The organism is Streptomyces sp. NPDC005775 (assembly GCF_042871565.1).
GTDB lineage: Bacteria > Actinomycetota > Actinomycetes > Streptomycetales > Streptomycetaceae > Streptomyces.
Window position 1 is genome coordinate 1 of sequence record NZ_JBIAIU010000015.1, and the last position, 26471, is coordinate 26471.

Sequence of the window (26471 nt, forward strand, 5' to 3'; positions counted from 1 at the left end):
TCCAGCAGGCCACCGGCACCGGACCGGATCGTTTGTGTTTCACCCACACCATCAGGTGACGCCAAAATCACTCATAGAGTCACGAACCGCCCACTCAGGAAAGACTCGTCGGGGGCGACGTCATGGACATGGTTGAAGGCTTCCCCGGATTCTTGGGTTATCTGCGACCGCACCAAGGCTTCGGCGTAGTCGGGCATCGTCCTTTTTGATCACGTGAGGCCGAGATGGGTGAGGGTGCGGGTTCTGTCCCTGGCTGTCCGGCGGAGGCCAGCGGCGATGTTGCGAACGCCGGCGAGGCGGAGCTCCGATCGCGAGGTTTCTGTAGGTCGCCATCGCCTGGGGTGCGTTTCCGGTCCGCAGTTGGTAGGCGTCCTCCGCGAAGGTGACGTCTCTGACGTGGTGCAGGGCCTCGACAGTCCAGTGCCCGCGATTCAGTTGGGCGAGCCGGGCGGGCGGGGCCTGATCCGCAGCGAGGCTGGTGACCGCGTAGAGGGTCTTGAGGCTGATCTTCCCCGTCGTGTGTTTTAGAGGCGAAGTCGCCACGGCGGAGCAGGCAGCGGGTCAGCGTGCTGAACCTCAACAACCAAGATCAGCCGTTAAATGGACACACCCTCGAGCGTGTCACCCCCACGGTTGCGGTCGACATCTCCATCGGCTGGGCCCGCATATTGGGGCGGCAGGACGTCACCCCTTCGGGGGGCGAGGCCGGTGATGGGCTCTTCCTGCTGGCGACCAGGTACTGCTCGAGCTCCCTGACGTTGTGAACCATGACGGTGATGGCGGACAGAGAGCCTGGGCCATAGGTCTGCGGGGCTGAAGTCTCTCCCTGGTGTGTAAGGCGGAGACCGACGCTGTTGCCGAGAGGTGGTGGCAGTTCGGTGAACCGCACCAACTGGCAAACAGGCCGTGGCAGCCTTCGCAGGGTGGATACGCACCCAAAGCCGGGAGCGTTGCGATGCAATAGCGACTGAGCCCGATCGTGGAGGTCGGCGTCGAAGTGAGGGATGAGCATGAGCGGGGCGGCAGCATCAAAGGGGCAAGGCGGCCGGACGTCGACCGGCGTGCCGTTTGACGACGACATGCTCAGGTTGCAGTACATACCTTGGGAAGGCCTGACCACCGCCCCGGAATCGCTCGGTGAAGCTCACCAGCTCTTCTACGATCTTCCAGAAACTGCGGACCGGATCCCGGTGCCTGCTGCACGGATGCGTCCGGCGCCGCGGACTGCGGGCAGCGCGGCCCAGCACGGCCTGCCCAACGGCCTTTACATCTTCGAATCGCGTGCAAACGGCCCGGTGTCCGCAGGGCTCGCGTTGAGCGGTGGCGAGGCTGCCGTCGCGCCCCAGCTCAAGCGGCTTCGTGACATCGATGACGGTCACCTGCTCAACCGGGCCTTCCTTCTCTACCAGGATTGGTGCACCGCCGGCCTCGACGAGACCGCGCCCGCCTTCGTGCCCGGCGAACTCGTCCGCCTGCCGAGCCGCGGTGACACCCACACCGTCGTGAAGGTCAGGCTGGCGCGGGACGGGGGAGTCCAGTACGTGCTCCAGGACGCGGTCGGGCGCCGCATCAGAGCCTTCGAGGAGGACCTCGAGGCGATTCCGCCCAGCGCCGAGGACCCCGAAGACTGGATCCTGCGCGCACCCGCCCCCGCCGACCGGACGGCGCTCGCACTGACGCTCGCCAAACTGAGCACGCCGCTTACCGACATCGTGTACTCCTACCAATCGAGCCGGACGGTGTTCCGGCCATACCAGTTCCGGCCTGTGCTCAAGCTGATGAGTTCGGACCGCCAGCGGCTGCTGATCGCGGACGAGGTTGGTCTCGGCAAGACCATTGAAGCCGGCTTGATCTGGAACGAGTTGGAGCAGCGCACTCACCTGCGGCGCACGTCTGAACGGCGCGGCGGCACTCACTTCCGGGGACTTGTCGTCTGCCCCGCCGCGCTCGTCACCAAGTGGCAGGACGAGATGCGCGAACGCTTCGACCGGCGCCTGCGCGTGCTTGACAGAGAGGGCATGGCGGAGCTGGTGGAGCTGTTCCGTAGCGGGAACAGCGACGAGCCGTTTGCCGGAGTGGTTTCCCTGGAGCGACTCCGCCGTGCTGGGCAGCTCGCAGACCTCGCCGAGCTTCAACCCCGGTTCGATCTTGTGATCGTGGACGAGGCGCACTACCTGCGCAACGCGAGCAGCCGGAGTCACGCCGCAGCGACCCTACTGGCCGACTGGGCCGACGCTCTGATCTTCCTCTCAGCGACCCCGCTCAACCTCGGTAATCAGGACCTTTACAACCTCGTTCATCTCCTCGACGAGACTTCCTTCCCCGACCCCAAGGTCTTCGAGGGCCAGCTCGAACCCAATCGTCACCTCAACGCGGTGGCCGTGCGCCTCTCCGAAGGCGTCGCGGGTACTCCGGGCGGCACCCGTGCCCTGCACTCGATCCTCGAACGGGTTCGAGGTTCCGCCTTCGGTAAGCTCACCGCCGCCCGGCCGGAGTTCGCCCGTCTCATGGAGATCCTGGACACAGACGCGCCGTTGCCTCCTCAAGGGCTGGCTGAGGCCCGGAGGTGCATCGCCGAACTCAACGCCCTCGCCGGAGTCGTCAACCGCACGCGCAAGGTCGATACGCCGGACCGCAAGGCTGTGCGCCAGGCCGAGGACGTCGCAGTCCTCTGGACGGCCCAGGAACGCGCCTTCTACAACGACCTGCACGCTTGGTGCCTCCAACGCGCGGCCCGCAGCGGCACCGCCGCCGGGTTCGCCGCGCAGATGTGGCTGCGGCAGGCAGCCAGTTGCATCCCCGCCATGCAGCAGCGGCTGCGGGAACGCTTCTCGGCGCCTTCGGCCGACGGCACCACCGCAGCGGAGCTGCTCTACGAAGCGGAGGTCGTTGACGACGGCACCGAGGACATACCGAGCGATGGCAACCCCGTACCGGGAGCGTCGCCGGACAAGCTCGCCCGCGAGCTGGCGGAACAGGCCGGCGACCTGTCAGCTCTGCCCACGTTGCTTCGGCCGCTCCCCATGGACACCAAGTTCGAGCGCTTCGCCGAAATGCTGCGCGATGCCCGCGCTAAGGGCCTGCGCCAGGCGATGGTCTTCTCCTTCTTCACCCGCACACTGGAGTACCTGGAGGGCCGACTGACACCAGAGTTCAAGGTCCGGGTGATGCACGGCAAAGTGCCTCCGCTTGAGCGCGCGCGCATCATGAAGGACTTCCGCGCGGGCGCGTTCGACCTGCTGCTGGTGAGCGAAGTAGGCAGTGAAGGACTGGACTTCGAGTTCTGCAACGTCCTGGTCAACTACGACCTGCCCTGGAACCCCATGCGGGTCGAGCAGCGCATCGGACGGCTCGATCGGTTCGGCCAGCAGCACGAGAAGATCTTCATCTTCAACATGCAGGTTCCCGGCACCATCGAGACCGACATCTTCCAGCGCCTCTACACCCGGATCGGAGTCTTCCGCGACTCCATCGGAGAACTCGAACCGATCCTTCGCGGGCACCTCAAGGAACTCCACCGCATCGTTTTGGACCCCCGCCTCACCTCGGACGAGCGGCGCCACCAGGTCGACCGCATCGAAGTCGCTCGGGCGGATCGCGACAAGGACCTGCAGACCCTGAACGCGGCCCAGGAGCTTCTCACCGGTCTGGACGGTCTACTCATTGAGGGCTTCGACGAGACTAGTCCGGGCAGGGGCCGTTACCTGGGCCCGAAGGAGATCCGCGGACTCGTCGAGCGCTTCCTAGAAGACAGCGGACACGGCAGCCTGCATCAGGTCCCCGGCAACGACGACTTGGTGGACATCACCGGCAGCAAGGAACTGCTCCTAGTGATGTACGGGGCGATGGATGCCGGCGCCTTCTCCCAACCCCGCGACGACCTGTTGGCCAGGCTCAGGAGCGGCGGGCCAATGCGTGCCTGCTTCACCGCGAGTACCTCCTCGGAAACTGCCGCTCCGTTGCTCAGCGTCCGCCATCCGTTGGTCCGTGCCGCCCAGTGGTGGTTCGAGGAGCACGGCGAGCTGCTCCGCCGCTACGGCCGCGTTCGGCTGCCTGGCCTGCCGCCGGGCTCCCGCTATCTGGTGGAGGTCCGCTTGGCTCGTGCAGACGGCACTCGTTCGCGCCGCGAGCTGTGGACTACCGCGGTCGACATGGAGACCTGTCGGGAAGTCTCGGAGGTCGGAACCGCCTTGCTTGCCTCGCTCGCACATGGTGATCTCACCGACGCGCAGGGCCCGCTGCCCGCCGAAGTCCACTCGCTGCTCGCCGACGCCTTGGAGGAGGTTCAGGACTTGGCGGCCGTGCAGGAGCGCACGACCAAGCAGTCCTACGAAGCGGAGAACACCCGGCTCGCCGAGGGCCGGCGTGTGACTGTGCGCGACACGTTCCGGCTGAAGATCGAGCGGGCGCGCCGTCTCGCCTTAGAGGTGGATCACACTTCGATCAGCCGACTCCATGCGAGCCGGGTCAATCACCTGGAGACCCGGCGAGACGCCCTCCTCGCTCAGATGGATCGTGACTCCCGCTTCAGCCTCTCCACGGAAACGGTTGCGCTGGTCCTGGTCGAGGGCGACTGACCGGGCACAACCCGGCGGCCAGTGGGCGGTGTCCGCCGGCCACCTTGTCGGCGTCTCACTCCCAGGGGTGTGAATGGAGGTCGGTGAAGGATCTCGGTTGCGGCACTATGCCACCGGTCCGCAGCCGGGTCAGGCCGATCGCGCCCTGCTCTCCGGCCCGCAGCACGGGCCACCTCTCCACCCTGAACTTCATAGGCCAAGGAGTGGCGTCATGGACGACCATTTCACCCGAGATCCGCAGCTCGAAGGAGAAGAGGGTGCGCGGGTGGAGTTCGATGGGCAGATACGGCAGAACAGTGCCGTCCACGGAGAAGTCCATGGGATCCCCATCCACTGACACGGCCCGCAACCGCGCTTTCGTGACCCACCTGACCTCTGGTATCCCACTCCAGCGGTGGGCCAGATTCCGCTCCCGGCGCATCACCTGGTCCCAGGAGTAGAGGGGCTCGAAAGCGGGATAGAGCAGTTCGCTACCTCGGGTCCCGTCGGAGGAGTCCTCCCACTGCAGCAGCAGGTCGAAGCCGGGCCTTGGAAGGTTGAGCCGGTGGTAGTTCTGCACAACCAGCCCGGTCACGACCGACTGTTCCGGTGTCTCGAGCGATCTGTCGAATCCCACCTGAGCATGAGGGAACACCTCTTCGAAGGTCTGTCGTACCAACGGCACTTGGGACATGCCGCCGGCGAGCAGCACGTGTCGCACGTCCGGCGCGAGGTCTCGCAATTTCATGCGGGCCAGGCTCTCGATGTCGGGCGTTGTGCGTCTGCGCATTCGCGCTTCGCAGAAGGCGGCCCTGACGTATTCCAGCGCCTCGTTCAACTGGGGCCGGAACGCTTCCTCCAGCCGTTGTCGGGTGTATGTGAGCAGCGGTAGATCTGTGAAGCCACCGCCAAGCGGAACCGCCTGTTCGTCGTAACGGGTGTCGGAAAGCAGGACCTTGAGCCGTCGGGCGGCCGCCACGAGCAGTGCCCTGACGGTGGATGGGTCGGGCATTCGGTCGACCTTGACACCGACGGCTCCAAGATCCCGCTCGAGGTCCTGGGCGATCCGCCTGTCCAGCGTGTCGCCGGCCTTGGCAACGCCCCGCGCCGAGAGCACGGTGAGCTCCGGGGCGCCGTCCTGGAGCGACTCGGAGACTTCGACCACCGCAATGTCAAGGGTGCCGCCGCCGAAGTCGAAGACCAGCGTGGTTCCATCGGGCCGGTCTTCGCCGAGGTCCCAGTAGAGACCCTCTGACCAGGCAAGGCCGGCGGCGATCGGCTCGTCGACGATGTCTGCGACAGACACCGGAATGCCGGCCGCCCTGGCCAGCCCGGCAAGTCGTCTGCGCCGGGGGCCGTCCCAGATGGCCGGGCAGGCGAGGCGGAACACGGCATCGTCCGTCTCGGCTCCGTTGGCCCTGGCGCGCAGCACCACGTGCTTCAGCATCTGCCCGATCAGGAAATCCGCCGTAAACCGCACGCGACGGGCCCTCCCCTCGACCGGCAGGGCATCGGGCTCCGTGTCGAAGGTGATGCACTGTTTCACCGACCGTAGCGCCGACGGTTCCGCCATCGCCTCCGCTCCCTCGCCGAAGAGCAGGTCGCCTGAGGCGGAAACGGCTACCACGCTCGGCATCCAGGCTGTACCGCGACCGATCGGCACGTTCTCCGGTAGGCCACCGGGGAGCCGCTGGCTCACCAAAGTGGTCGCGGTACCGAAGTCGATACCGATCAAGGGCTTGTCGATCTGCACCGATGTCCTCCAAGGACACGAGCTGCCCGGGACGTGAGAGTCCGCGCAGCGGAATGACGACCCTGCCTACTGCTCGGCCTGGCGGACGACAACGGGTTCGAGCACTACATCGTCGGAGTCGCGGGGCCCTTGCCAGACGAAGCCAGGACGCTCCACGACGACCCGTGGGGTCGGCCCACCCGGCGCCCGGTGCCTCACCGGGTCGTAATCCGCTTCTTCCCCGGGTGACCCGATGTCCCGCACGCCGGCCGCTGCCGCGCGCGCCAGAACCCTGCGGTACAGAGCACTCGCTGGTCCTGATTCGTCCTTCTCGTGCGCCGCCTGGTCAGCGACTTCTCCGAGGATCGCTGCCAGCACCCGCAACGTGTCGATCCTGGCTTGCCGCAACTGTGCCTGCGACGCGCCGCGCACAGCGTGCCGGGCCTGGCGAAGTTCGTCGTTCCGTCGCTGGCCCTGGAGCGTGAGCGCCTCCACGCGCTGAGTTGCCGCTGCGAGGTCTCGCCGGGTCGACTCCCACTTGTCCTCTGTGGCCTGGCTGTGCTCTTCGGATGCAGCTAGTCGCTGGTCCCGGTCGGCCAACTTGAGCCGCGACCGATTTGTCTCCGCCTCCGCTTCGGCAAGTGCGGCCGAGGCGGAACGCCGGTCCCGCTCGTGCTGGGCCCGAGTGGCCTCGGCGCTGCTTCGTTCCGCTTCGAGCAACTGGGTCAGGGATGCGATCTCGGCGTGCAGATCCTGCGCGGGCTGCTTCGTCTCGGGCAGTCGGTCCGGTACGTCCTGCACAGCGGGTTCGCTCGTGATTGCGGCAACTGGAGGGGCAAGAACGTCGACTGCCTGCTCCGCGCACGCGGGGACAGTCTCTCCGGCCGCCCCCGACGGCACGTCAAGTGCCGCCGTATTCTCGCTGAGTTCGCCCTCGCTGCTTTGGGCTGCCCTGGCTGCTTCGGCTCGGATCTCGATGGGAATGGTGGGATATCCGGCGACGATCTTGCCCCATTCATGCACCGGTCCGTGCGGCAGCCTCCGCAGCCCGGGGTGCGCCAGCAGTTCGTGGGCCCGAGTTGCCATTTCCTCGGCGAATTCCAGCCACGGACCGTCATCTTCGCGGGGTCGCCTGAACAGGGCGCTGCGCAGAAGGTCCGGAGTCCTGTCCAGGAGTGGACGCAACTGCTCCACCGAGATCGGGGCATCCCCCGAGCCGGAGCTTGGAGACACCGCCTGCTCGAAGCGCTCCATAAGCGAACGTCCGCAGGCCCAGGCGTTTTCGCCGCTGATGACCTTCGCCGCCTTGTCCGCTGCGCGGCTCGGCGCAGGCATCGCCACGAGCGGGACGAGCAATGGCAACAACGGGAGGGATGAAGGTGGCCCGGCGTCCCAGCCTGTGGACCCGCTGGGCGGTGTCCCTGGGAGGATGACGCGGCGTCGTGCCCGAACCACTTCGATGATGTGCTTGAGGGCAACAGCACGGATTTCTTCGGGAACACGCTCGGGGCTAGGCTCAGCCCACCGCTGCGGCCATTCGGCGACGAATGCGCCGAGTGCGTGGGCTGCTAGCAGCTCGTACGGCGAGAGCTCGTTCAGCCCGGCGGACACGATGGGAAGCAGCGACTTTTTGGCTGCGGCTGTGACGGTTCGCGGAGGGCCTGCCAGCTGCCGAAGCGCCTCAGATGCAGACATCCGGTGACCGGAGTTTCGACGTACTTTGTCCTCTCGCGGATCCCATCGCAAAGGGCCTCTGCGCTCACCGCTGACGTGGGAGTGGGCCAGGAGCAGTCGGCGCATTTCGGTCCACCGCTCGGCCGACATTTCTGCCACGAGCCGGAGGGATCCGGTCAGTTTCCGGAGGTCACCCATGGAAGCCGGCTTCCCGTGTTCACGGAGCAGCTGTGCGAGCACTTCAACGGGATCGGAGTCGAACTCCTCCTGCAGTGCGGCGAGATCGGTAGCTGCCCGGTGTTGGATGGAACCCGGCTTAAGAGTGACTACCGACTCTGGCAAAGGGAAAAGCAGCCGTTCGCTGGCACCTTCCGTCCACTCGACGACGACTCCCGTCTCGTCCAGCACGCGAACGGTGCCTATACGGCCCACGACGCTGCGGTCGCGTTGCTCAACCAGGGATCCGATCTCCACGGCGCAAAATCCTATCGGTGTCGGGCCATGACTGGGGGCCTAGCCTCGATTGTCTATGAGTTCTCGTCAGTTCGCCGTTGAAGGAGCCGCGCTTGTGAGGTGCAAAGTTCCTGGGGCTGGGGCTGGGCAGGAGAAGCGCTCTGTGCTGCGCTCATCGGTGGAGGCCTTATGGAATGAGCGTGTATGGCTCGATTCGTCATGGCAGTTGCTTGCCGTAGGAGAAGAGTGCTGCCTCGACTTGATCCGGCAGTACGCCTGTTCTAAGTGCGTAGTCGTGGATGCTAGCCAGATACTGGCCATACTGATCCGTGGACCAGCCGTTCTCCGGCCAGCTCGCGTCGACCCCTTTGGCCGCCTTCAGGGCTCGTGAGACGACGCTGTCCAGGATCACCGGTCGGTAGGGCGTTGTGAGCGTCTCGTGACCGGCGAAGTAGATCACCTTGGTGAAGAAGGCGGCCCCCAGGTGCGGGATGTGCTGGTCGTTGTTGAAGGCGAAGTACGCTTTGGCGGCTCCTCGTTCCCGGAGCACACTGAGCGCCGCGGAGAGGCGAGCATCGATCACTTCAGACGCGGACTGCTTGAAGATGCGACCGCGCCGGTTGACCGACTGCGCCTTGGTGCCGGTACCCCAGACCAAGGCGGCGACCAGAAGGTGCCGACGACCTGGGGACGTGTCGGTTCGGCGGGCAACGTTGAACACGGTCCGACGGTCGACCCTAGGCCAGCGCCCTGCTTTTGGGCACTCATCGAGTTCATCCGGCCACCACGTGGGATCGGGAAGCAGCGGTATCCAGCGCGTTCGGTCGAAGGAGATCGCCTGGCCGAGCACGTCGTCGCGGTCCGGAAGGTCGGTGCCCTCGGGCAGTGTGATCACTGTCGCTCCTTGGCGGGGTGAATGCGGCCTAGGTTCGGTGGGGGCCTGGGACTCTAATGCGCCGATAGTGAGTCCGTGCCTGCCGCAGGATCGCCGAGTGCGGCGGCGATGCGGGTGAGCTTGGCGAGCAGCGCTACCCAGCGTTTGTCGAGGTCGACGGCGTGCTGATGGATACTGATGCTGGGGTGCCTGCGCTGCGGACCAATCGCACCTTCCCTGGCAGGCTCCGACGGTGGTTCCCGGACTCGCTCATGCCGCCCCCTGGCCTATTTCAAGCTTCTGGGGACAAGCATGGCAGCCACCACTGACGACGAGATATCCGTATGCGACCTTCACTGCACGGCCGACGAGTGATCCCTCATGGATGCCCTGTGCAAATAGTGGGGGAATGATCTTCCGGCGAATGGGATGACCCAGCACGGCCTGATCGTTCCCGCAGCTCAGACCCACCCGTGAACGGCCCACCGCAGCTCAGAGCCCCTACCGGGGAAACCCGGTAGGGGCTCTTTGGCGTCGTACAGCAGCGAAGTACAGCAACTAGATCTTTGTGTGCCCAGGTGCTTGCCCAGCTTCTTGAGAGTCCGGTGGGTGGCCTCGGGCGGGGTGTGGGTGTACACCGCCGAAACAGAAACAGGCGAGGGGCCGGCTCGATGCGCGGGCCGGCGCCATGGGGCGTGATCTGTCGCCCCATGGCAGCTCCAGCTCGAGGCATCTTCACCAAGATGGCTGTTCCGCGTCCCCGCTGTCGGGTCAGACGATGGTGTTGTAGTGGCCGTCCACGTAGAAGAGATTGGCCATCGCACGCGCGGTGAAGGGGGCCTTCGCGTTACCCGTGCCGCGGTAACACCAAGGGTCGCCGTTTCGGTCGATGGCGAGCAGGTCCGGCTTGCCGTCGATGTCGCTGTCGCCCATGCCGATCAGCTGGGTGTAGGTGTTCCAGCCGGCGCCGATCCGGGTGCGCGTGGCGAAGGTGCCCTTGCCGGTGCCCTGGTACAGCCACAGCACACCCGCGCTGTCGCGGGCCACCAGGTCACCCGCGGAGCCGCCGGCGATGTTACCGACCGCCGTGACCTGGTTGTAGATGTTCCAGCCGCCACCGACCCTGGTCCGGGCAGCATAAGGCGCCTTCCAGTTCCCGGTGCCCTTGTAGAGCCACAAGTAGCCGTCGCGGTCACGGGCTACGAGGTCTGCCTTGCCGTCGCCGGAGAAGTCTCCCGTTCCGGTCAGCTGGGTGTAGGCGTTCCAGCCGGCGCCGATCCGGGTGCGCGTGGCGAAGGTGCCCTTGCCGGTGCCCAGGTAGAGCCACAGCACACCCGCGCTGTCGCGGGCCACCAGGTCACCCGCGGAGCCGCCGGCGAGATTGCCGACTGCTGTGACGCGGTTGTAGATGTTCCAGCCGCCGCCGACCTTCACCCGGTCGGTGCCGTACAACTTCGGCTCCCCCGGATAGTGGGAGGTGTCCATCCGCCACAGCGCACCGGCGCTGTCGCGGGCCAGCAGGTCCGGCGACCCGTTGTCGGTGTAGTCGTGAGGCGCGGGCTTGCGCGTGACCTTGAAGGTGCCGCTCACTTTGAGGTCCGGCCCGAGGGCGTTGAACGGCTTGGCGGTGATCTGCCAGGTGTAGTTGCCATTGGGGGCCGAGCCGGTGTCGGTCCACCCCGTCCAGTCCATGCGTATCCGCCCGTGATAGTCCATCCCCACCGGCCCGGTGGTGGCGTCGGATGGAGACAGGTACGACGTGTCGGAGGCGCCTGTGGCGGTGTTGCGGAGGGTGAGGATCACTTCCGCGTTGTAGCGCGACAGTTGCCACCTCGCCTTCCAGGGCGCTGTGTCGAGCGTGGCCACTGCGGGGACGTCGGAACTCACCAGGGTGATCCCCTCCGGCTCGCCGGTACCGGCGACCAGCTTCACCACTGGCGCACCGTCAGCACCGGGGGTCACCCGGTAGACGCCTTCGCCCTGGGCGAGGGTGCCGCCCATCACCAGCAGCGCACCGTCGGGGGTGGCAGCAAGCGATGTGGCGTGGTCCAGGATCTTGCGGCTGGTGCCCCCGCCGACCCGTACCGCCCGGAAAGAGAAGTCCTCGTCGGTGGACCCTTCTGACAGCGCGGTTCCGGAGCCGAACAGGGCCCAGTCCCCGACCAGCCCCACCAAGGGTGGCGACGTGTGCTGGTGCGTGTCGATCTGCGTCACCTCGCCTGTGCCTCGGTTTTCCACGCGCAACCGCGAGGTGGCCGGCCACAACCCGCCTTGAAGGGTGGCGAGGTGCTTCGGGGACAGAGCTGCGGCGGCGAAGGTCGAGGGGGCGAGGTGCGAGGGTGTGGCGACGCCGGAGGCGAGGTCGACCACAGCGTAGGAGAAGCCGGTGTCCGCGCCGAGGGGATCCTTGTAGGACAGCACCAGGGAGCCCGGGGCGGTGGACGCCACGCCCACCGTTCGTGCGTCATCGGGAAGTCCGGTGACCGTCCGGTCGGTCTGCACGCCGTCCACGATGCTGAGCAGGTGCAGTTCGCTGCAGTCGCCGCCTTGCGCGGCCGACCAGGGACACGCCATCGCTGTGGAACCGACGGAGCCTATGAAATTGCGGGACTTACCCAGCGCCACAACGGAAACCGCTCCGGTGGACATGTCGTGCAGTTCGACCCGGTGGTCGGCTTTGTCGAGGTAGCCCTGTTCGAGTGCCACCACGTCTGAAACCGAACCGAAGGACCGGGTCATCGGCACCTGCGCATAGCTACGGCCCAGGTTGGTGGTCGAGCCGTCGGCGTACCGGGTCCACAACAGGTCGTAGGCGCGAGTCGACGCAAGGAAGCCCGTCGCGCCGGCCATGATCACCTTCGAACCCGGAGGCAGCGCAGCAGTGCCGGCGGCCTGGACCTCGGTGTCCGGGCGGGTCGTCGCGGTCCCGGTGCCGGTCGCGGAATCCGCGAGCGCAGGCAGCGCGAGGGGTCCGGCGATCGTGCCGAGGGCGAGAGCTACCGCCCCGGCCAGGAGCTTGCGGGATGAGTTGCTGTGCGGCACATGTCCTCCTGGACGGGCTGCCGCGCGAGGCGCGAGCAGACGCAACGACCGGGGAGGGCGCGCCATGCAGGGAACACCATGCCGGGAGTACGAATCCTCCGGCGGCCCCCCACGTTCGAATTCTCGCGGATCTTAGCAGCACCCATCGTCGCTGCTGACAGCGATTCAGCGGTGACCTGACCTTCGGTCAAGCGGGCTGCCCGGCTCCGTCCCATACCGCACCCGGGCCTATCCAGCCCTGTCGTGCTCGCCCCCGGGTCTCAAGTCTCGGGCTTCGAGGTTCGGGACCCGGGATTCGAGCTCCGAGAGGCGCCGTTCACTCTTTCGTGGGTACCTGGACGGGGTGCGGCCCGGGTCTTGGGTCTCGGGTCCCGAGCGTCGGGATTCGAGCATCGAGATTCGAGCGATGTCTTACAACCGGTAGGTAAAAGAAGGGTTGGGGAAAACCTCCCCACCCTCCCGACCCCGTCACGGCGAGCAAGTGTGACTATTTGTGACCGACTTGCGGCGCAGAGTCGCGAATGCTTACGGTGCCGCCAGACGCAAGTGACCCCGACGCGGTGTTGAAGCACCGGCCGGGGTCTCACCCCAGGATCGCAAACCTAGAAAGACGATCTCGTGGCTACCCAAAACCATAGCGCCGCCCCGCCGACGCCCGCTCGCTCGGCCCCGTACCCGAAGGCCAGTCCCGGCTACGGCAAGCGAGCCGTCCCCGGCCAGAGCCCGTCCCGCGCGGACGACTTCGCGTTCCTGCCCGAGCGGGAGCGGTACATCGCCGGGTATGTCGACCGGCTTCCCGACGGTGCGGCGATGAACATCAAGTCGCTGGCCAAGTGCCTGACCCTGTATGGACAGATGGCCGTCGGCAGCGCACTCAGGGCCCTGGGCGTGGCCGGTCATCTGCGCCATGTGCGGTGTGCGATCGGCAACGGTGAAGGCGTCCGCTGGGTGACCCGCACCTTCTGGTCGCGTACGGCCCGGGACAACGAGTGGTGGACCGCCTTCCTGGCCGCCGAGGAGAGCCGCTGCCTGCCGCAGCCGGGTGCGGCCCCCGTCGTGCCTCCGCCGCCGTGGGCCCCGGCCGAGCCCGCCGCTCCGGCCGCACCCGAACTTCCGGCGCAGGCCGACTCCGTACCGCCCCGCGACCCTGCCCCTGTCGTGCCGCAGCCGCGCACCGAGTCGTCGCAGGGCGCATCGCCCGCCTACCTCGCCCTGGCCCGACTGGGCTGCGTGGAGACCCGCTTGGGGCTCTCCGACGACGACTGCCGGGAGCTGGAGCAGTTGGCCGCCGCATGGTTCGCGCGCGGTGTGGACGCCGACTATCTCGTCCACGCCCTCACCGCCGGGATTCCCCAAGTCATCGACTCACCCGTCGGATTCGTCAGGGGCCGTCTCCTCAAGAAGCTCCCGCCGTACGTGCCCGCCCCTGCGCGCCCGGCCGCGACGGGCGCCCCCGCGCGCCGTCTGATGATCGAGTGCACCGACTGCGGCGCGCCCGGCAAGGCCGAGGCGTTCCGCGACGGGCTGTGCGGCGCCTGCCGCCATTCCGCCGGGGGCCCTGCCGGCGATCCGGTACCCGCTGAGGGACCTCACATCGAGCGCGACATCCAGGTCCACGTGAAACGACTTCGTGAGCAGCTGAAGATGCGTTGAACTCCCGCCTTCCCGCATCACCCGTCGAAGGCTGGGGGGCGTCCCTCGGGGGACGGGTGCGTCACGTGTCCTGGATGAGCACCGAAAGCGTCTGGAGCAGCGCCTGACGCTGCGCCTCGTCGAGTGGTGCGAAGAGCTCCCGCAGCACACCGGTCATCAGGTGGCGGCCCTCATCGAGCGCGGAGCGCCCCGTGTCGGTGAGGGTGTGCTCGAAGCGGCGGCCGTGACCTGCGGACCGGGCGATGAGCCCCCGGGCGACGAGCCGGCTCGCCAGGGTGCCGAACGCCTGGTCGCTCTGGAACGTAGCGACGGCGAGTTCGTGCCCCGAGGCGCCAGGCATTCGGTCGATGGCGCGTAGGGCGTCCCACTGCACGAGGCTGATGCCGATCTCACGCAGGGCCGCGTCCGCTGCGCGGTGGTTCCGGTACTGCGCGCGCTTGATCGCCTGCCCAAGGGCTTCCACGTCGGTCGTCATGGTGTTAGCTTATCAACAACCTTATATAAACATGTTGAGACAGGAGAATCATGCACGCCTCTCTCCCTGATGACCTTCCCGTCGCCCAGGCCGGCGACCCCGCATCGCGTACGGCGCTCGTACTGCACGGTGGTGGCGGCCCGCAGACGGTCGCGCCCCTCGTGGGGCACCTGGCCGCCTCCATGTACGTGTTCGCCCCGACCCACCCCGGCTGGAACGGCACGACGCGCCCCGACTCCTTCGCCTCCGTCGCGGACCTCGCGGCCGGCTACCTCGCACGGCTGCTCGACCACGGAGAGCGTGACGTCGTGCTGGTCGGGTCCTCGATCGGCGGTTGGATCGCCCTGGAGATGGCGGTGCGGGCAGCGCACGACGAGCGGTGTGCGGGACTGATCGGAGCCGTGGTCGACATCGACGGCGTCGGTGTGGTCGTCGAGGCCGAGCCGGTCGCGGACTTCTTCGCCCTCGACGCCCGCGGGCTGGCGGAGGCTGCCTGGCACGACCCCGAGCGCGGGTACATGGACCCCGCCCGGTTCACCGACGAGCAGCGCGCGATCCAGCAGGCGAACAGTCGCACCATGGCCGTCATCGCCGGCCCCGGAATGAGTGACCCGACGCTGCTCGGACGGCTCGGCGCGGTGAACGTCCCGACGCTGGTGGTGTGGGGCGAGAGCGACAGGATCGTCACTCCGGCGTACGGGCGGGCCGTCGCCGATGCGGTCCCCGGTGCGCGGTTCGTCGAGATCCAGGCAGCCGGGCACCTCCCGCACCTCGAAGCACCGGACGCGACCTGGGCGGCGATCGACCCGTTCCTGAAGCTGAGCTGAGCCGACGCCCCCGGCTCATGGGTCACGTGGCTGCTGTTCGGCGCCCTCGTCGCGTGAAGCGACATAAGCGGCGAGATTGCTGCGCACCGTTTGTGCGAGTGGGTGGTGGACGCCCGGCGCCCGCTCAGCGTCTCCGAGGGTTCGTTCGTACAGCGGGATGGCGCGGCGCAGGTCTCCTGCCCGCGGGTGCGTGGAGAAGGGGACAGGGGCGCTCCGGTCTCAGGGCCGCGCCTGCTGCGGCAGGGTGAGGATCTCGGCGCCTTCTTCGGTGATGGCGACCGTGTGCTCGCTGTGTGCCGTCCGGCAGCCTGTCGCGCTTCGGAGCGTCCATCCGTCGGCATCGGTGACGAGTCGCGCGGTGTCCGCCATGACCCACGGCTCCAGTGCCAGCAGCAGACCGGGGCGCAGCGTGTACCCGCGGCCGGGCCGTCCGGTGTTCGGGACGTGCGGGTCCTGGTGCATCGTTGATCCGATGCCGTGGCCCCCGAACTCGGTGTTGATGGGGTAGCCCGCCTCGCCGAGGACCGTGCCGATGGCATGGGAGATGTCGCCGATCCGGGCCCCGGGCCTGGCGGCGGCGATCGCCGCCGCCAGCGCGCGCTCGGTTGCGTTGATCATCGCGACGCTCTCCGGAGGCTTGGTGTCGCCCACGATGAAGCTGATGGCGGCGTCCGCGGCGACCCCGGCCTTGGAGACGGCCAGGTCGAGCGTCAGCAGATCGCCGTCGGCGAGGTCGTAGTCGTGCGGCCTTCCGTGGAGCACGGCGTCGTTGACGGCCGTACAGATGTAGTGGCCGAACGGGCCGCGTCCGAAGGACGGCGCGTAGTCGACGTAACAGGACGTGGCTCCCGCCTCGGCGATCATGGCCTTCGTCCACCGGTCGATGTCCATGAGATTCGTGCCGACCTTGCAGCGGCTCTTCAGCGTCTGGAGGATGCCGCCGACCAGGGCGCCCGAGTCTCGTGCTCGGGCCAGACGGGCGTGGTTCAGGATCTCGATCATGCGGCGTCCTTCTCGCGGTGCCAATAACTATACCGGCCATACTGTACCGGTATTAGAATCGGGGCCATGGTCAGGTTGCCGCTCACTCCCGAAGAGGTCGAACGCGGACAGCGCCTCGGTGCCCTTCTGCGTCTAGCCAGGGGAGAGCGCTCGATGCTGGATGTCGCGCTCGCCGCACGTGTCTCACCGGAGACCCTCCGGAAGATCGAAACGGGGCGCGTGGCCACCCCCGCCTTTCCGACCGTCGCGGCGATCGCCGACGTCCTGGGCCTGTCCCTCGACGCGGTGTGGACCGAGATCAGCCGGTCGTCCGAATACGGCGTTGGATCGATCGGCTCCGATGGCCATGCACGGGAGCGGGTGGCCTCCTGAGGGGCCACTGCTGACGCGAGGGCGTGGCTCGGTCCCGGTCAGCCGTGTCCGGGTCGGGGGTTCGGTGTTCGCGGTGCGTGGCGGCTTCGCCGTGGAGCGTGCCGAGTGCCGGCCGGCTTCGTACCGGGTCGCTACGCGTTCTCCGGCGTGAAGTCCCGGCCGAAGCGGTAGCCGCGCAGGCAGTAGTCGAAGCCGGACTCGCCGAAGAGGTCCGCGTCCTCGCGGCGGCAGTACTCCGCCAGGCCGTCGGACACCTGCCAGCGCGTGCCGTCGTACCAGAAGACACCGCCTGCGTAGTGAATCGTCCGGCCCGTCGCGGAGTCCGTTAGGTTCAGCGACTCGTAGTTCTCGGGGCGATCGCGGACGAGGGCGACGAGGGACTCGGGTACGCCCTCGTAGAAGGACTCCTGCAGGGCGAAATCCTCCTCGGCGTACAGATTCAGGTCCGACTCGTGGTCGAACGTCAGCAGCAGCACGCGGCCGTCCTCCGCGAAGTACCAGACCGCGGACTGACCGCCGCCGTCGTTCCAGGCCAGACGGTGTGCGCCGGGCACCGTCACCGGTTCGACCCCGGCGAGCTCGTCCATGGCGGCGGCGCGGCGCCGCACCTCGGGAAGGGGCGTCGCCGCAAGGGCATCCCACGTCGTGTCACTCATCCCCGCAGGGTAACCACCGCCTATGACAACGCCGTCGCGCCTTGCCTCGCCGCCCTCCCGCGCCTGCCGCGCCCGGGCGCGGCAGGCGCGGGAGGGCGGCGCCTCACCCCCGCACCGCCGCCTCCGGGGACTCCGGCGGGGCGGGCAGGCGTAGGTGGCGGTGGATGTCCAGGGCGGCCGTGGAGTGGTTGAGGGTGATGTAGTGCAGCCCGGGCGCGTCCGCGTCCAGGAGGCTCTGCGCGAGGGCGGTGGCGTGCTCCACCCCTATGCGGTGGGCCAGGGCGGGATCGTGGCGGGCCGCGTCCAGGCGGGCGGCGAGGTCGTCGGGGAACGTGGCGTCGCTGAGTTCGGCGAACCGACGGATCTGCCGGACGTCGGTGGCGGGCATGATCGCCGGTATGACCGGCGTGTCGCAGCCCGCGGCCCGGAGACGGTCGCGCAGGCGCAAGTAGTCCTCGGCGCGGAAGAACATCTGGGTGACGGCGTAATCGGCGCCGGCCCGGCACTTCGCGGTGAAGTGGCGGATGTCGTCGTCCCAGCCGGCGGAGCGCGGGTGGCGCTCGGGGAAGGCGGCCACCCCGATGGAGAAGTCGCCACAGGTACGGATCAGCCGCACCAGGTCGGCGGCGTGCCGGAGCCCTCGCGGGTGCGGTGTCCAGGTCCCGCGCGGGTCGCCGGGCGGGTCGCCGCGCAGGGCGAGGATGTCCCGGATGCCCGCGTCGGCGTACCCGCCGATGATCCGGCGGAGTTCTGCGACGGAGTGGCCGACGGCGGTGAGGTGGGCGACCGGCCGCAGCGTGGTCTCCTCCGCGATGCGCCGGGTGAGGTGGACGGTGCGGGCGCGCGAGGAGCCGCCCGCGCCGTACGTGACGGAGACGAACGCGGGGCGCACCGCCTCGACGCGGCGTACGGCCTCCCACAGGAGGCGCTCGCCCTTCTCCGTGCGGGGCGGGAAGAACTCGAAGGAGTACGAGCGCGCCCCCGCCGCCAGGAGCCGCGCCACGTCCGGCCGGGCCCCGGGTGAGGCGACGGCGGACGGGCGGGCGACGGCCGGAGGGGCGGTCATCGCGGTGCTCCTGGCGTCAGGGCCGCGGCCTCGGGGCCGTAGGCCGCGGTCAGCGCCTCCTCGATCAGGGCGGGGTCCGGTTCGTACGTCTGCGGCCCCACGTTCCGCAGGGCGAGGGTGGCCAGGGCGGAGCCGGTCCGGGCCGCTCCGACCGGGTCGTGGCCGTCGCCGGTCGCGGACAGGTACCCGGCGCGGAACGCGTCGCCGACGCCCGTGGGGTCCACGGCCTCGGTGGTGGGCACGGCCTCGACCTCGACGGCGGGCTCGCCGCGGCGTTCGACGATGCTGCCCTTGGCGCCCCGGGTGGTGATCCAGGTGCCGACCCGGTCCAGGACGTCCCGCTCCTGCCAGCCGGTCTTGTCGAGCAGCAACGCCCGTTCGTACGCGTTGGTGAACAACAGCGCCGCGTCGGAGATGAGTTCGCGGATCGTCCGGCCGTCCAGGCGGGCCAGTTGTTGCGAGGGGTCGGCCGCGAACGGCAGGCCGAGCGTGCGGCACGCCCGTGTGTGGCGGGACATCGCGGCGGGGTCGTCGGCGCCGATGTGGACGAAGTCGATCCCGGTGCCGCCCTCGCTCAGGACGTCGGCGAGGTCGATGGCCGAGGACTCGGCCATGGCGCCCGCGTAGAACGAGGCGAGCTGGTTGCCCGATGCGTCGGTGGTACAGATGAAGCGTGCGGTGTGGAGGGCGGGGGAGACCCGGACGGCCGCCATGTCGACCCCGAGGGCGGCGAGATGGGCGTGGCGTACGGCGAAGTCCTGGCCCACGGAGCCCACCAGGAGCGGGCGGTGGCCCAGGCGGGCCAGACCGTACGCGATGTTGGCACCCACGCCGCCGTGCCGGATGTCGAGGCTGTCGACGAGGAACGACAGGGAGACATGGTCGAGTTGGGAAGCCAGGAGCTGCTCCTCGAAACGGCCGGGGAAGACCATCAGGTGGTCGGTGGCGATGGAGCCGGTGACGGCGATCCGCATGTCACAGCCCCGCAGCCGTGCGCAGCGCGTCCACCCGGTCCGTCCGTTCCCATGTGAAACCGGGCAACTCGCGGCCGAAGTGCCCGTACGCGGCCGTCCGCGCGTAGCGGGGGCGCAGCAGGTCGAGGTCGCGGATGATCGCGGCCGGGCGCAGGTCGAAGACGTCACCGATGGCGGCGCCGATCCTGTTCTCGTCCACCGTGGCCGTACCGAAGGTCTCGACGAAGAGCCCGACCGGTTCGGCCCTGCCGATCGCGTACGCGACCTGCACCTCGCAGCGGGTGGCGAGCCCGGCGGCGACGACGTTCTTGGCGACCCAGCGCATGGCGTACGCCGCCGAACGGTCCACCTTCGAGGGGTCCTTGCCGGAGAAGGCGCCGCCACCGTGGCGGGCCATCCCGCCGTACGTGTCGATGATGATCTTGCGACCGGTGAGGCCGGCGTCACCCATCGGGCCGCCGATCTCGAAACGCCCGGTCGGGTTGACCAGCAGCCGGTAGTCGTCGGTCTCCAGCTTGGTGCCCTGGGCGGCGAGTTCGGCGAGGACCGGTTCCACGACGTGGCGCCGTACGTCCGGAGCGAGGAGGCCGCCGAGATCGACTCCGGCGGCGTGCTGGCTGGAGACGACGACGGTGTCGAGCCGGGTCGGGCGGTCCTCCCGGTACTCGATGGTGACCTGCGTCTTGCCGTCGGGCCGCAGGTAGGGCACGGTGCCGTCCTTGCGGACCTGGGTCAGCCTGCCCGCCAGCCGGTGGGCGAGCTGGATGGGCAGCGGCATCAACTGCGGTGTCTCGTCGCACGCGTAGCCGAACATCAGGCCCTGATCGCCCGCGCCCTGGCCGTCCAGGGCGTCGGCGGGTCCGTCCTTCGTGTCGACGCCGAGGGCGATGTCGGGCGACTGCGCCCCGATGGAGACCGAGACCCCGCACGAGGCGCCGTCGAAGCCCTTCGCGGACGAGTCGTAGCCGATGTCGAGGATCTTGTCGCGTACCAGTTGCGCGATCGGCGCGTAGGCCGTGGTCGTGACCTCGCCGGCCACGTGGACCTGGCCGGTGGTGATCAGGGTTTCCACGGCTACCCGGGAGGCCGGGTCGCCGCGGAGCAGTGCGTCGAGGATGGTGTCGCTGATCTGGTCGGCGATCTTGTCGGGGTGGCCCTCGGTCACGGACTCGGAGGTGAACAGACGACGGGGCACAGTGCTCCCTCGGGTTGCGGCGGCTACCGGCTCGGACGGGGTGGGGCGGGGGACGGCGCCCGCTGGGGGCGCCGTCTCAGGGGCGGCGCCCCCACGCGGGCCGCCGGCTGTGGGCACGGGCGGCGGCCCGGGTGGGTGCTCCGGCTGAGGGGGCGTGGCTGAGGGGGCCGTGGCGTCTCAGCTCTCCGGGTGGTGCAGCGCGTACACGGTGTAGGCGTGCGGGTCGGGCTTGGCCAACTGTGCCGCGCGTTCCCGGGCGGCCTGGATGTCGGGGTCGCCCAGCGCAGCCTTGATGTCGGCCTTGCTGCGCCACTGCGCGATGTAGAGGAGCCGCTTGCCGTCGTTGCTCGTGAGGAGGTTCACCGAGAGACATCCCGTGTGGTGCCGGATGTACTTGTCGGCGCACTCGCTCATGACCTCGGCGAGTTCCTTCTGGTTCTCCGGGGTGACGTCGAAGACGTTGATCATGAAGGCCGCGCCGTCCTCGGCGCGGATGACGGTCTCGGTCATGGTGTGTTCCTTTCCTCGGGGGACGGCACACGTGCGGTACGGGCCCGGCGGGACGCCGTGCCTGCCGCGGGTGGGTGCCGGGTTCATGCGGGCGGGTTCGCCCACACGCGGGCCACTTCGACGGCCTGCGCCGGGTTGAGGCGCGGGTCGCAGTGGGAGGACGGGGGGCGGGAGGGGCCGCGGTCGCCACGACCGGTGTCCACCTCGGAGAGGTCGTCGCCCCAGACGCACTCGGTGACGTCGTGCGGGGTCGTCTCCAGGTGCAGGCCGGCGGGGGTGCCGCCGGCCTCGGTGACCGCCTTCAGGAAGCCGCGGACCTCGGCGACGATCGCGGTGACCGGGCGGACCTTCGTACCGCCGGGCGAGGTGGCGGTGTTGCCGTGCATGGGGTCGCTCAGCCACACGACGCGGTGACCGGCCTCGCGCACGGCGGCGACGAGCGGCGGCAGCGCGGCGGTGACCGCCTCGGCACCCATGCGGGCGATGAGGGTGAGGCGGCCGGGCTCGTGGTCCGGGTCGAGGCGGGCGCACAGGGCGAGGAGTTCGGCCGGCTCGGTCGTGGGTCCGATCTTGCACGCCACGGGGTTGGCCACCTGGGCCAGCATCATGGCGTGCGGGCCGTCGGGCTGCCGGGTCCGCTCACCGATCCACGGCAGATGGGTGGAGGCCAGCAGCGTGGCGCCCGTGACGGTGCGGCGCAGCAGGGGCAGTTCGTAGTCGAAGACGAGTGCCTCGTGGCTGGTCCACACCGGGGCGCCGGTGGGCGGCATCCAGGCGCTGGTGCGCTGGCGCAGGTAGGTGACGGCGCGGAACGCCGCGTGGTAGCAGTCCAGCATGCGCGCCGGATCGGCCCGCCGGGCGGCGGGGGTGGGCTCGGGCCCGTTGACCAGATGGCCCCGGTAGACGGGCAGTTCGACACCGCCCACGGTCTCGGTGGTGGCGCTGCGGGGCTTGGCGAACTGCCCGGCGATGCGTCCGATGCGTACGACCGGCTTGCCGGTGCCGGCCACCATCACCCCGGCCAGCGCGTCGATCAGACCGGCCTTGCGCATGACCGCCCACGGCTCGCACTCCGCCGGGTCCTCGGCGCAGTCGCCCGCCTGGATCACCAGGTACTGGCCGGCCGCGGCCTCGGCGAGCAGGGTCCGCAGCAGACGGACCTCCTCCCACGTGACCAGTCCGGGCAGTTGGGCCAGCTCGGCGCGCACGGCCGCGGCCTGTACCGGGTCGCCCCAGACCGGCTGCTGCTCGGCCGTGCTCAGGTCCCAGGGACACTCCTCGTCGAGGTCCACGAACGGGCCCTCGGCCCCGAGCGAGGGCAGCGGGTAGCCGACTCCGGACACGGAGCCGACTCGGGTCACGGTGCTCACGTATGGCCTCCTGGCGGGCGGAGCTGAGGGCGGGGGAGTCGTCGCATGCTCGGCGCGCCCCTCAGGCCGCGGACTCGCCGGGCGGCAGCCGGCGGGCCATCGTCAGGCCGTCGGCGAGCGGCAGCATGACCAGCTGTACGCGGTCGTCCTTGCGGGCGTGCTCGTTGAACGCCCGGACGGCGGCGGGCTTCGGCGCGGGCTCGTCGTCGATGACCTCGCCGTTGAAGAGCGTGTTGTCGACGAGCAGGAGCGCGCCGGGCCGCAGACGCGGAACGAGCTCTTCCCAGTAGCCGATGTAACCGGGCTTGTCCGCGTCGATGAACGCGAGGTCCAGGTGCGGTTCGGCGGGCAGGGCGCGCAGGGTCTCCAGCGCACTGCCCAGGCGCAGCTCGATGCGGTCGGCCACACCGGCACGGGCCCAGAAGTCGCGGGCGGGAGCAGTGAATTCGGCGGAGATGTCGCAGGTGATCAGCGAGCCGCCGGGCGGCAGGCCGCGGGCCAGGCAGAGCGAGGAGTACCCGGTGAAGGTGCCCACCTCGACGATGTCGCGGGCGCCGAGCAGCCGCACCAGGAAGGTGAGCAGGGCCCCCTCCTCGGGCGCGACCGTCATGTGCGCCTGGTCGGGTATCGCCTTGTGCGTGTGCTCGATCAGCTCGGCGAGGACGGGGTCCGGTGTCATCCGGCCCTGGTCGAGCAGGTAGGTGTGCAGTTCGGGGGTGAGGGCGAGGTTCCTGGCGGTCAGCGTGTCGTTCCGCAACACAGTGTGCTCCTGGGTACGTGGAGGGGGGTGGACGCAGAGCTGGGCCGGGCGGGTTCTTCCGACAGGTCTCAGAGGTGCGTGACGTGCTCGGTGCGGTGCCACGCGGCGTAGGCGTGGCGGACCGCTTCGGTGTCCTGCGGAATGCGGGCGGTGCACTCCCTGAGGTCGCCGGCGCAGTGCAGTTCGAACCGGCGGCGCCGGTCGGGCCAGGCGTGGTCGCGTACGAAGTACATGACCGTCGACCCGCGCGGGCCCTCATGGGGGTTGTAGCCGCCGCCCTCCCACAGCAGACCGGCCTCGGTGCGCCAGGCGGTGACGAGGCCGTCGAGCACGGGCGCGCTCGGGTTCTCGCACACGAAGGCGGTGTGCTGCTCGAAGTCGTGCGTGACCTCGGACTCCTCGATGCCGGGGTCAAAGGCCGCGGCGTCGCGGGGGAAGAGGAACACCTCGACCGACGCGTGGCGCCGCCCGTCCGGCAACTCGGGCCGGATGCGCGTGATGTGGACGCCCGCCTCGGCCGGGTCGAGGCCGTAGCGCTCACTCAGCCGCCGGCGGACCACCGTGCTCGGCACGGTGGGGAGGGGAGCGAGGCCCCGCTGTCGCAGGTGGTGCAGGCCGGCGGCGAGGGTGCGCGGGAACAACAGCACGGCACAGTGGTCGAACACGCAGTGCTGTTCGGTCAGAAAGGTGGCGTCACCGCCCGTCTCCACCTGGGCGAGAAGCGACGAAGCCGAGGCCGTCCAAGCGGAACGGGCATCGCGGACGGCGTCGGCCAGACGCCTCAGGTCAGCACCGGAGAAGGCGCTTTCCTCGGAAATCTCCTCAACGGACCGCGTGCGTTCATTCGCTTTACCGGAAGGCTGGGCAACGGACATCGATACCTCCTGTGTCGGGGCCGCCGACATTCTTAGGCCGTTCTCTCGCGCCCAGCAAGCCCGCCCGGGGCCGCGTAATGAAGAAACGCCCGAACGGAAATGTACCGGCCCCGGAAAATGGCCGATGTGCTGGGGAAACGCGATGTTTCGGTCTTCGCGATGGCATCCATCGGCTTCACCGAACGGGTGCGCGAACGGTCGGACGCATTGACGATTCGGGGTTCATTTCGGCCCGTCTCCATTGAAATTCCTTACCGGGCTCGTCCCGCAGGAGCCCAGGCAGGAGCGCGAGGGTGCAGCAAGATGCCCATGCGCGGGACATCGGCCCATGGTTCGGCCGAGCCGATGTGAAGGATCGGCCGAACCGAAGAGACGTGCGGAAATCGTCGCGAATCCGGGGCTGCCACCGGCCGTCGACCACGGAACAAGGCTTGCTTATCGCTTTCGCCGGGCGATCGGCATCATAAATATTTATGAGGGATTCCCTGGACGATTACTCGGCCCGCGGCCCAGAATCCGTGTCGGCCAGCCGGCGCATGTGCGTTCTGCCGTAGACGGAGGATCCTCGTGAGCACTCCCCGCCCAGAATCGACGACAATGCCCATGACGTTCACCGAAGCCCTGGAGCGTGCCGCGGCCCGTGGCACGGGACCTGCCGTGTGGGACGGCGACCGGTGGCGAACCTGGGCCGACTGCAGGCTCCGGGCCGAGCGCACCGCCGGGGCGCTGGCCCGACGGGGGCTGCGAGCCGGTGAGGTCCTGGCGGTCCAACTGCCCAACTGCTGGGAGTGGGTGGTGCTGCACGCGGCCACCGCCCGGCTCGGCGTCCTGCTGCTGCCGCTGCACGCGAACTACGGTGCGCACGAGGTGCGTTCGCTGGTCGAGCAGTCAGGGGCCGTCGCTCTGGTCGCACGCGGTGCGCACCGGGGCCGGGACCGCGTGGGCGATTTGGTGGAGCTGCGCGCACAGTGCCCGTCCCTGCGGCACGTCTGGGTCTCCTGCGGTGCGTCCTCGGGCACCGGTGGCTCGCCGATCGGGAGCCGCGGTGCGTCGTCGGACGTCAGCGGCTCGCGGCCCGGGACGCTCGGGGTGCCCGACACGCACGGGCTCCTGGACTCGGCCGAGTTGCTGGACGGGGCGCCGGACCCGGTCGGGGCGCCCGCGGACCGGCCGCAGGACCCGGACGCGCCGCTGATGCTGCTCGCCTCCTCCGGGACGACGTCCCGGAGACCCAAACTCTGTGTGCACAGCCACGCGGGGCTGCTCGGCAACGCGGCAGCCGTGGCGCGGGACGGGGGCCTCGGCCGGGCGGACACGATCGTCTCCGCGAGCCCGCTCAGCCATGCCTTCGGGCTGCTCTCCGTGCACTTGGCGCTCGTCACCGGTGGTCGCGTCGGCCTCTTCGAGGGCTGGGACGCCCGACGCTTCCTGGAGGCGCTGCGCGCCGCTGCGGCGACCGCCGCGTTCGCGGTGCCGGCCCAACTGCGCGACGTACTGGCCGTACTGAAGGAGGAGACGCCGGAGGCCGGCGCCCCGGCCGGACTGCGGGAGGTGCGCACCGGCGGGGCACCCGTGCCCCGCGAACTGGCCGACGACATGCGGCACGCGCTGGGCGCTCGCCTCGTCGTGCAGTGGGGGATGACGGAGATCGGTGCGGGGACCTGCACCCGCCCCGGCGATCCGCCCGAGGCGACGTCCACCATCGGGCGGCCGGTGTCCGGTGCGGAGGTCAGGGTGGTGGACCGGGACGGCTTCCCCGTCGCCCCGGACCGGGTGGGCGCGCTGCAGTACCGCAGCCCGTACATGTTCCGCGGGTACCACGGCGCCCCGGAGCTGACCCGGGCCGCGCTCACCGACGACGGCTGGCTCCGCTCCGGAGACCTGGCGGTATTGCACCCGGACGGCTCGGTCGGCTACCGGGGGCGCGCCGACGAACTGATCAACCGGGGCGGGCTGAAGTTCAGCGCCCTGGAGGTGGAGGAACTGCTCGACGATCTTCCGCAACTGGCGCAGCACGCGGTGCTGGGGCGGCCGGATCCGCGCCTGGGCCAGCGCTCCTGTCTGGTGGCCGCGCTCCGCGAGGGCGCCGGCGAGCTGACCCTGGGGGAGGTGACCGCCCATCTCTCGGCCAAGGGGCTGGCCACCTACAAGCTGCCCGAGCAGCTGGTGATCGTCGACGCGCTGCCCACCACGGTCACCGGCAAGATCGCCCGCTCGCGGCTGCGGGCGATCCCCCTGCCGCCGCTCGCGGAGGCGCGGCCCGCATCGGCGAAGCCCCCATCGACGCGGCCCACATCCGTACCGCCCCTATCGACGCAGCCCCCATCGGCGCGGACCGCCACCCCGCCACCGGCGCCCGGCCCCGAACCGCAGGCCGTGCGGCCGTGACCGGGCACGGGAACACG

The 26471-nt window shown here is 69.3% G+C and carries 19 protein-coding genes; 5 read left to right on the forward strand and 14 right to left on the reverse strand.

Annotated elements, in window-relative coordinates; genetic code table 11:
* Nucleotides 1-1010 precede the first annotated feature (1010 nt).
* Entirely contained in the window at nt 1011-4577 is a 3567-nt protein-coding gene (locus ACFYPA_RS29495; protein WP_389135317.1) for a helicase-related protein, read from the forward strand.
* A 55-nt stretch (nt 4578-4632) separates the two neighbouring features.
* Here the strand turns inward: ACFYPA_RS29495 and ACFYPA_RS29500 are convergent, their stop codons facing one another.
* From ACFYPA_RS29500 to ACFYPA_RS29515, 4 genes are all read right to left on the reverse strand, one after another.
* Nucleotides 4633-6309, reverse strand: a complete 1677-nt coding sequence (locus ACFYPA_RS29500; protein ID WP_389135319.1) for an Hsp70 family protein — start codon at nt 6307-6309, stop codon at nt 4633-4635.
* A gap of 66 nt (nt 6310-6375) precedes the next feature.
* Nucleotides 6376-8436 (reverse strand): hypothetical protein, encoded by a 2061-nt coding sequence (locus ACFYPA_RS29505; RefSeq protein ID WP_389135321.1) that lies wholly within the window; start codon nt 8434-8436, stop codon nt 6376-6378.
* Between the two features lie 196 nt (nt 8437-8632).
* Nucleotides 8633-9310 (reverse strand): hypothetical protein, encoded by a 678-nt coding sequence (locus tag ACFYPA_RS29510; protein WP_389135323.1) that lies wholly within the window; start codon nt 9308-9310, stop codon nt 8633-8635.
* Between the two features lie 750 nt (nt 9311-10060).
* Nucleotides 10061-12331: an FG-GAP repeat domain-containing protein gene (locus tag ACFYPA_RS29515; RefSeq protein ID WP_389135326.1), complete on the reverse strand. Its 2271-nt coding sequence runs from the start codon at nt 12329-12331 to the stop codon at nt 10061-10063.
* Between the two features lie 618 nt (nt 12332-12949).
* On the opposite strand from ACFYPA_RS29515, the gene ACFYPA_RS29520 reads away from it, so the two are divergent.
* Nucleotides 12950-13984, forward strand: coding sequence for a MarR family transcriptional regulator (locus ACFYPA_RS29520; RefSeq protein ID WP_389135328.1), 1035 nt, complete (start codon nt 12950-12952; stop codon nt 13982-13984).
* 61 nt (nt 13985-14045) lie between these two features.
* On the opposite strand, the gene ACFYPA_RS29525 is transcribed toward ACFYPA_RS29520, so the two are convergent.
* Nucleotides 14046-14459 carry a MarR family winged helix-turn-helix transcriptional regulator gene (locus ACFYPA_RS29525; protein WP_389135330.1) on the reverse strand — a complete coding sequence of 138 codons (414 nt, stop codon included), beginning with the start codon at nt 14457-14459 and terminating at the stop codon, nt 14046-14048.
* Between the two features lie 50 nt (nt 14460-14509).
* On the opposite strand from ACFYPA_RS29525, the gene ACFYPA_RS29530 reads away from it, so the two are divergent.
* Nucleotides 14510-15286: an alpha/beta fold hydrolase gene (locus ACFYPA_RS29530; protein ID WP_389135333.1), complete on the forward strand. Its 777-nt coding sequence runs from the start codon at nt 14510-14512 to the stop codon at nt 15284-15286.
* Between the two features lie 219 nt (nt 15287-15505).
* Here ACFYPA_RS29530 and map read toward each other — a convergent pair whose 3' ends face one another.
* The gene (map, locus tag ACFYPA_RS29535) at nt 15506-16288 is read right to left on the reverse strand and encodes a type I methionyl aminopeptidase (RefSeq protein ID WP_359315217.1); all 783 of its coding nucleotides are present in this window, start codon (nt 16286-16288) and stop codon (nt 15506-15508) included.
* A 66-nt stretch (nt 16289-16354) separates the two neighbouring features.
* Between map and ACFYPA_RS29540 the strand changes: the two genes are divergently transcribed.
* On the forward strand, nt 16355-16660 hold the full coding sequence (locus tag ACFYPA_RS29540) for a helix-turn-helix transcriptional regulator (protein ID WP_359086494.1): 306 nt from the start codon (nt 16355-16357) through the stop codon (nt 16658-16660).
* A gap of 131 nt (nt 16661-16791) precedes the next feature.
* Here ACFYPA_RS29540 and ACFYPA_RS29545 read toward each other — a convergent pair whose 3' ends face one another.
* The 8 genes from ACFYPA_RS29545 to ACFYPA_RS29580 form a co-directional block, all read right to left on the reverse strand.
* Nucleotides 16792-17316, reverse strand: coding sequence for a hypothetical protein (locus ACFYPA_RS29545; protein ID WP_359086496.1), 525 nt, complete (start codon nt 17314-17316; stop codon nt 16792-16794).
* Nucleotides 17317-17419: 103 nt separating this feature from the next.
* Nucleotides 17420-18382: a methylenetetrahydrofolate reductase [NAD(P)H] gene (metF, locus tag ACFYPA_RS29550; RefSeq protein ID WP_359354552.1), complete on the reverse strand. Its 963-nt coding sequence runs from the start codon at nt 18380-18382 to the stop codon at nt 17420-17422.
* Entirely contained in the window at nt 18379-19356 is a 978-nt protein-coding gene (locus tag ACFYPA_RS29555; protein WP_359354549.1) for a carbohydrate kinase family protein, read from the reverse strand. Before ACFYPA_RS29555 ends, metF begins: the two co-directional genes overlap by 4 nt.
* 1 nt (nt 19357) lies before the next feature.
* Complete coding sequence (gene metK / locus ACFYPA_RS29560; RefSeq protein ID WP_359082725.1) at nt 19358-20551, reverse strand: methionine adenosyltransferase; 1194 nt, start codon at nt 20549-20551, stop codon at nt 19358-19360.
* A 177-nt stretch (nt 20552-20728) separates the two neighbouring features.
* Complete coding sequence (locus ACFYPA_RS29565; protein ID WP_359082726.1) at nt 20729-21061, reverse strand: antibiotic biosynthesis monooxygenase family protein; 333 nt, start codon at nt 21059-21061, stop codon at nt 20729-20731.
* 83 nt (nt 21062-21144) lie between these two features.
* Nucleotides 21145-22353 carry a 3-deoxy-7-phosphoheptulonate synthase gene (locus tag ACFYPA_RS29570; protein ID WP_359354558.1) on the reverse strand — a complete coding sequence of 403 codons (1209 nt, stop codon included), beginning with the start codon at nt 22351-22353 and terminating at the stop codon, nt 21145-21147.
* Between the two features lie 139 nt (nt 22354-22492).
* Nucleotides 22493-23191, reverse strand: coding sequence for a class I SAM-dependent methyltransferase (locus tag ACFYPA_RS29575; RefSeq protein WP_359082727.1), 699 nt, complete (start codon nt 23189-23191; stop codon nt 22493-22495).
* A gap of 68 nt (nt 23192-23259) precedes the next feature.
* Nucleotides 23260-23901: a hypothetical protein gene (locus ACFYPA_RS29580; RefSeq protein WP_359082728.1), complete on the reverse strand. Its 642-nt coding sequence runs from the start codon at nt 23899-23901 to the stop codon at nt 23260-23262.
* Between the two features lie 768 nt (nt 23902-24669).
* On the opposite strand from ACFYPA_RS29580, the gene ACFYPA_RS29585 reads away from it, so the two are divergent.
* Nucleotides 24670-26454: a class I adenylate-forming enzyme family protein gene (locus ACFYPA_RS29585; protein ID WP_389135340.1), complete on the forward strand. Its 1785-nt coding sequence runs from the start codon at nt 24670-24672 to the stop codon at nt 26452-26454.
* Nucleotides 26455-26471 lie beyond the last annotated feature (17 nt).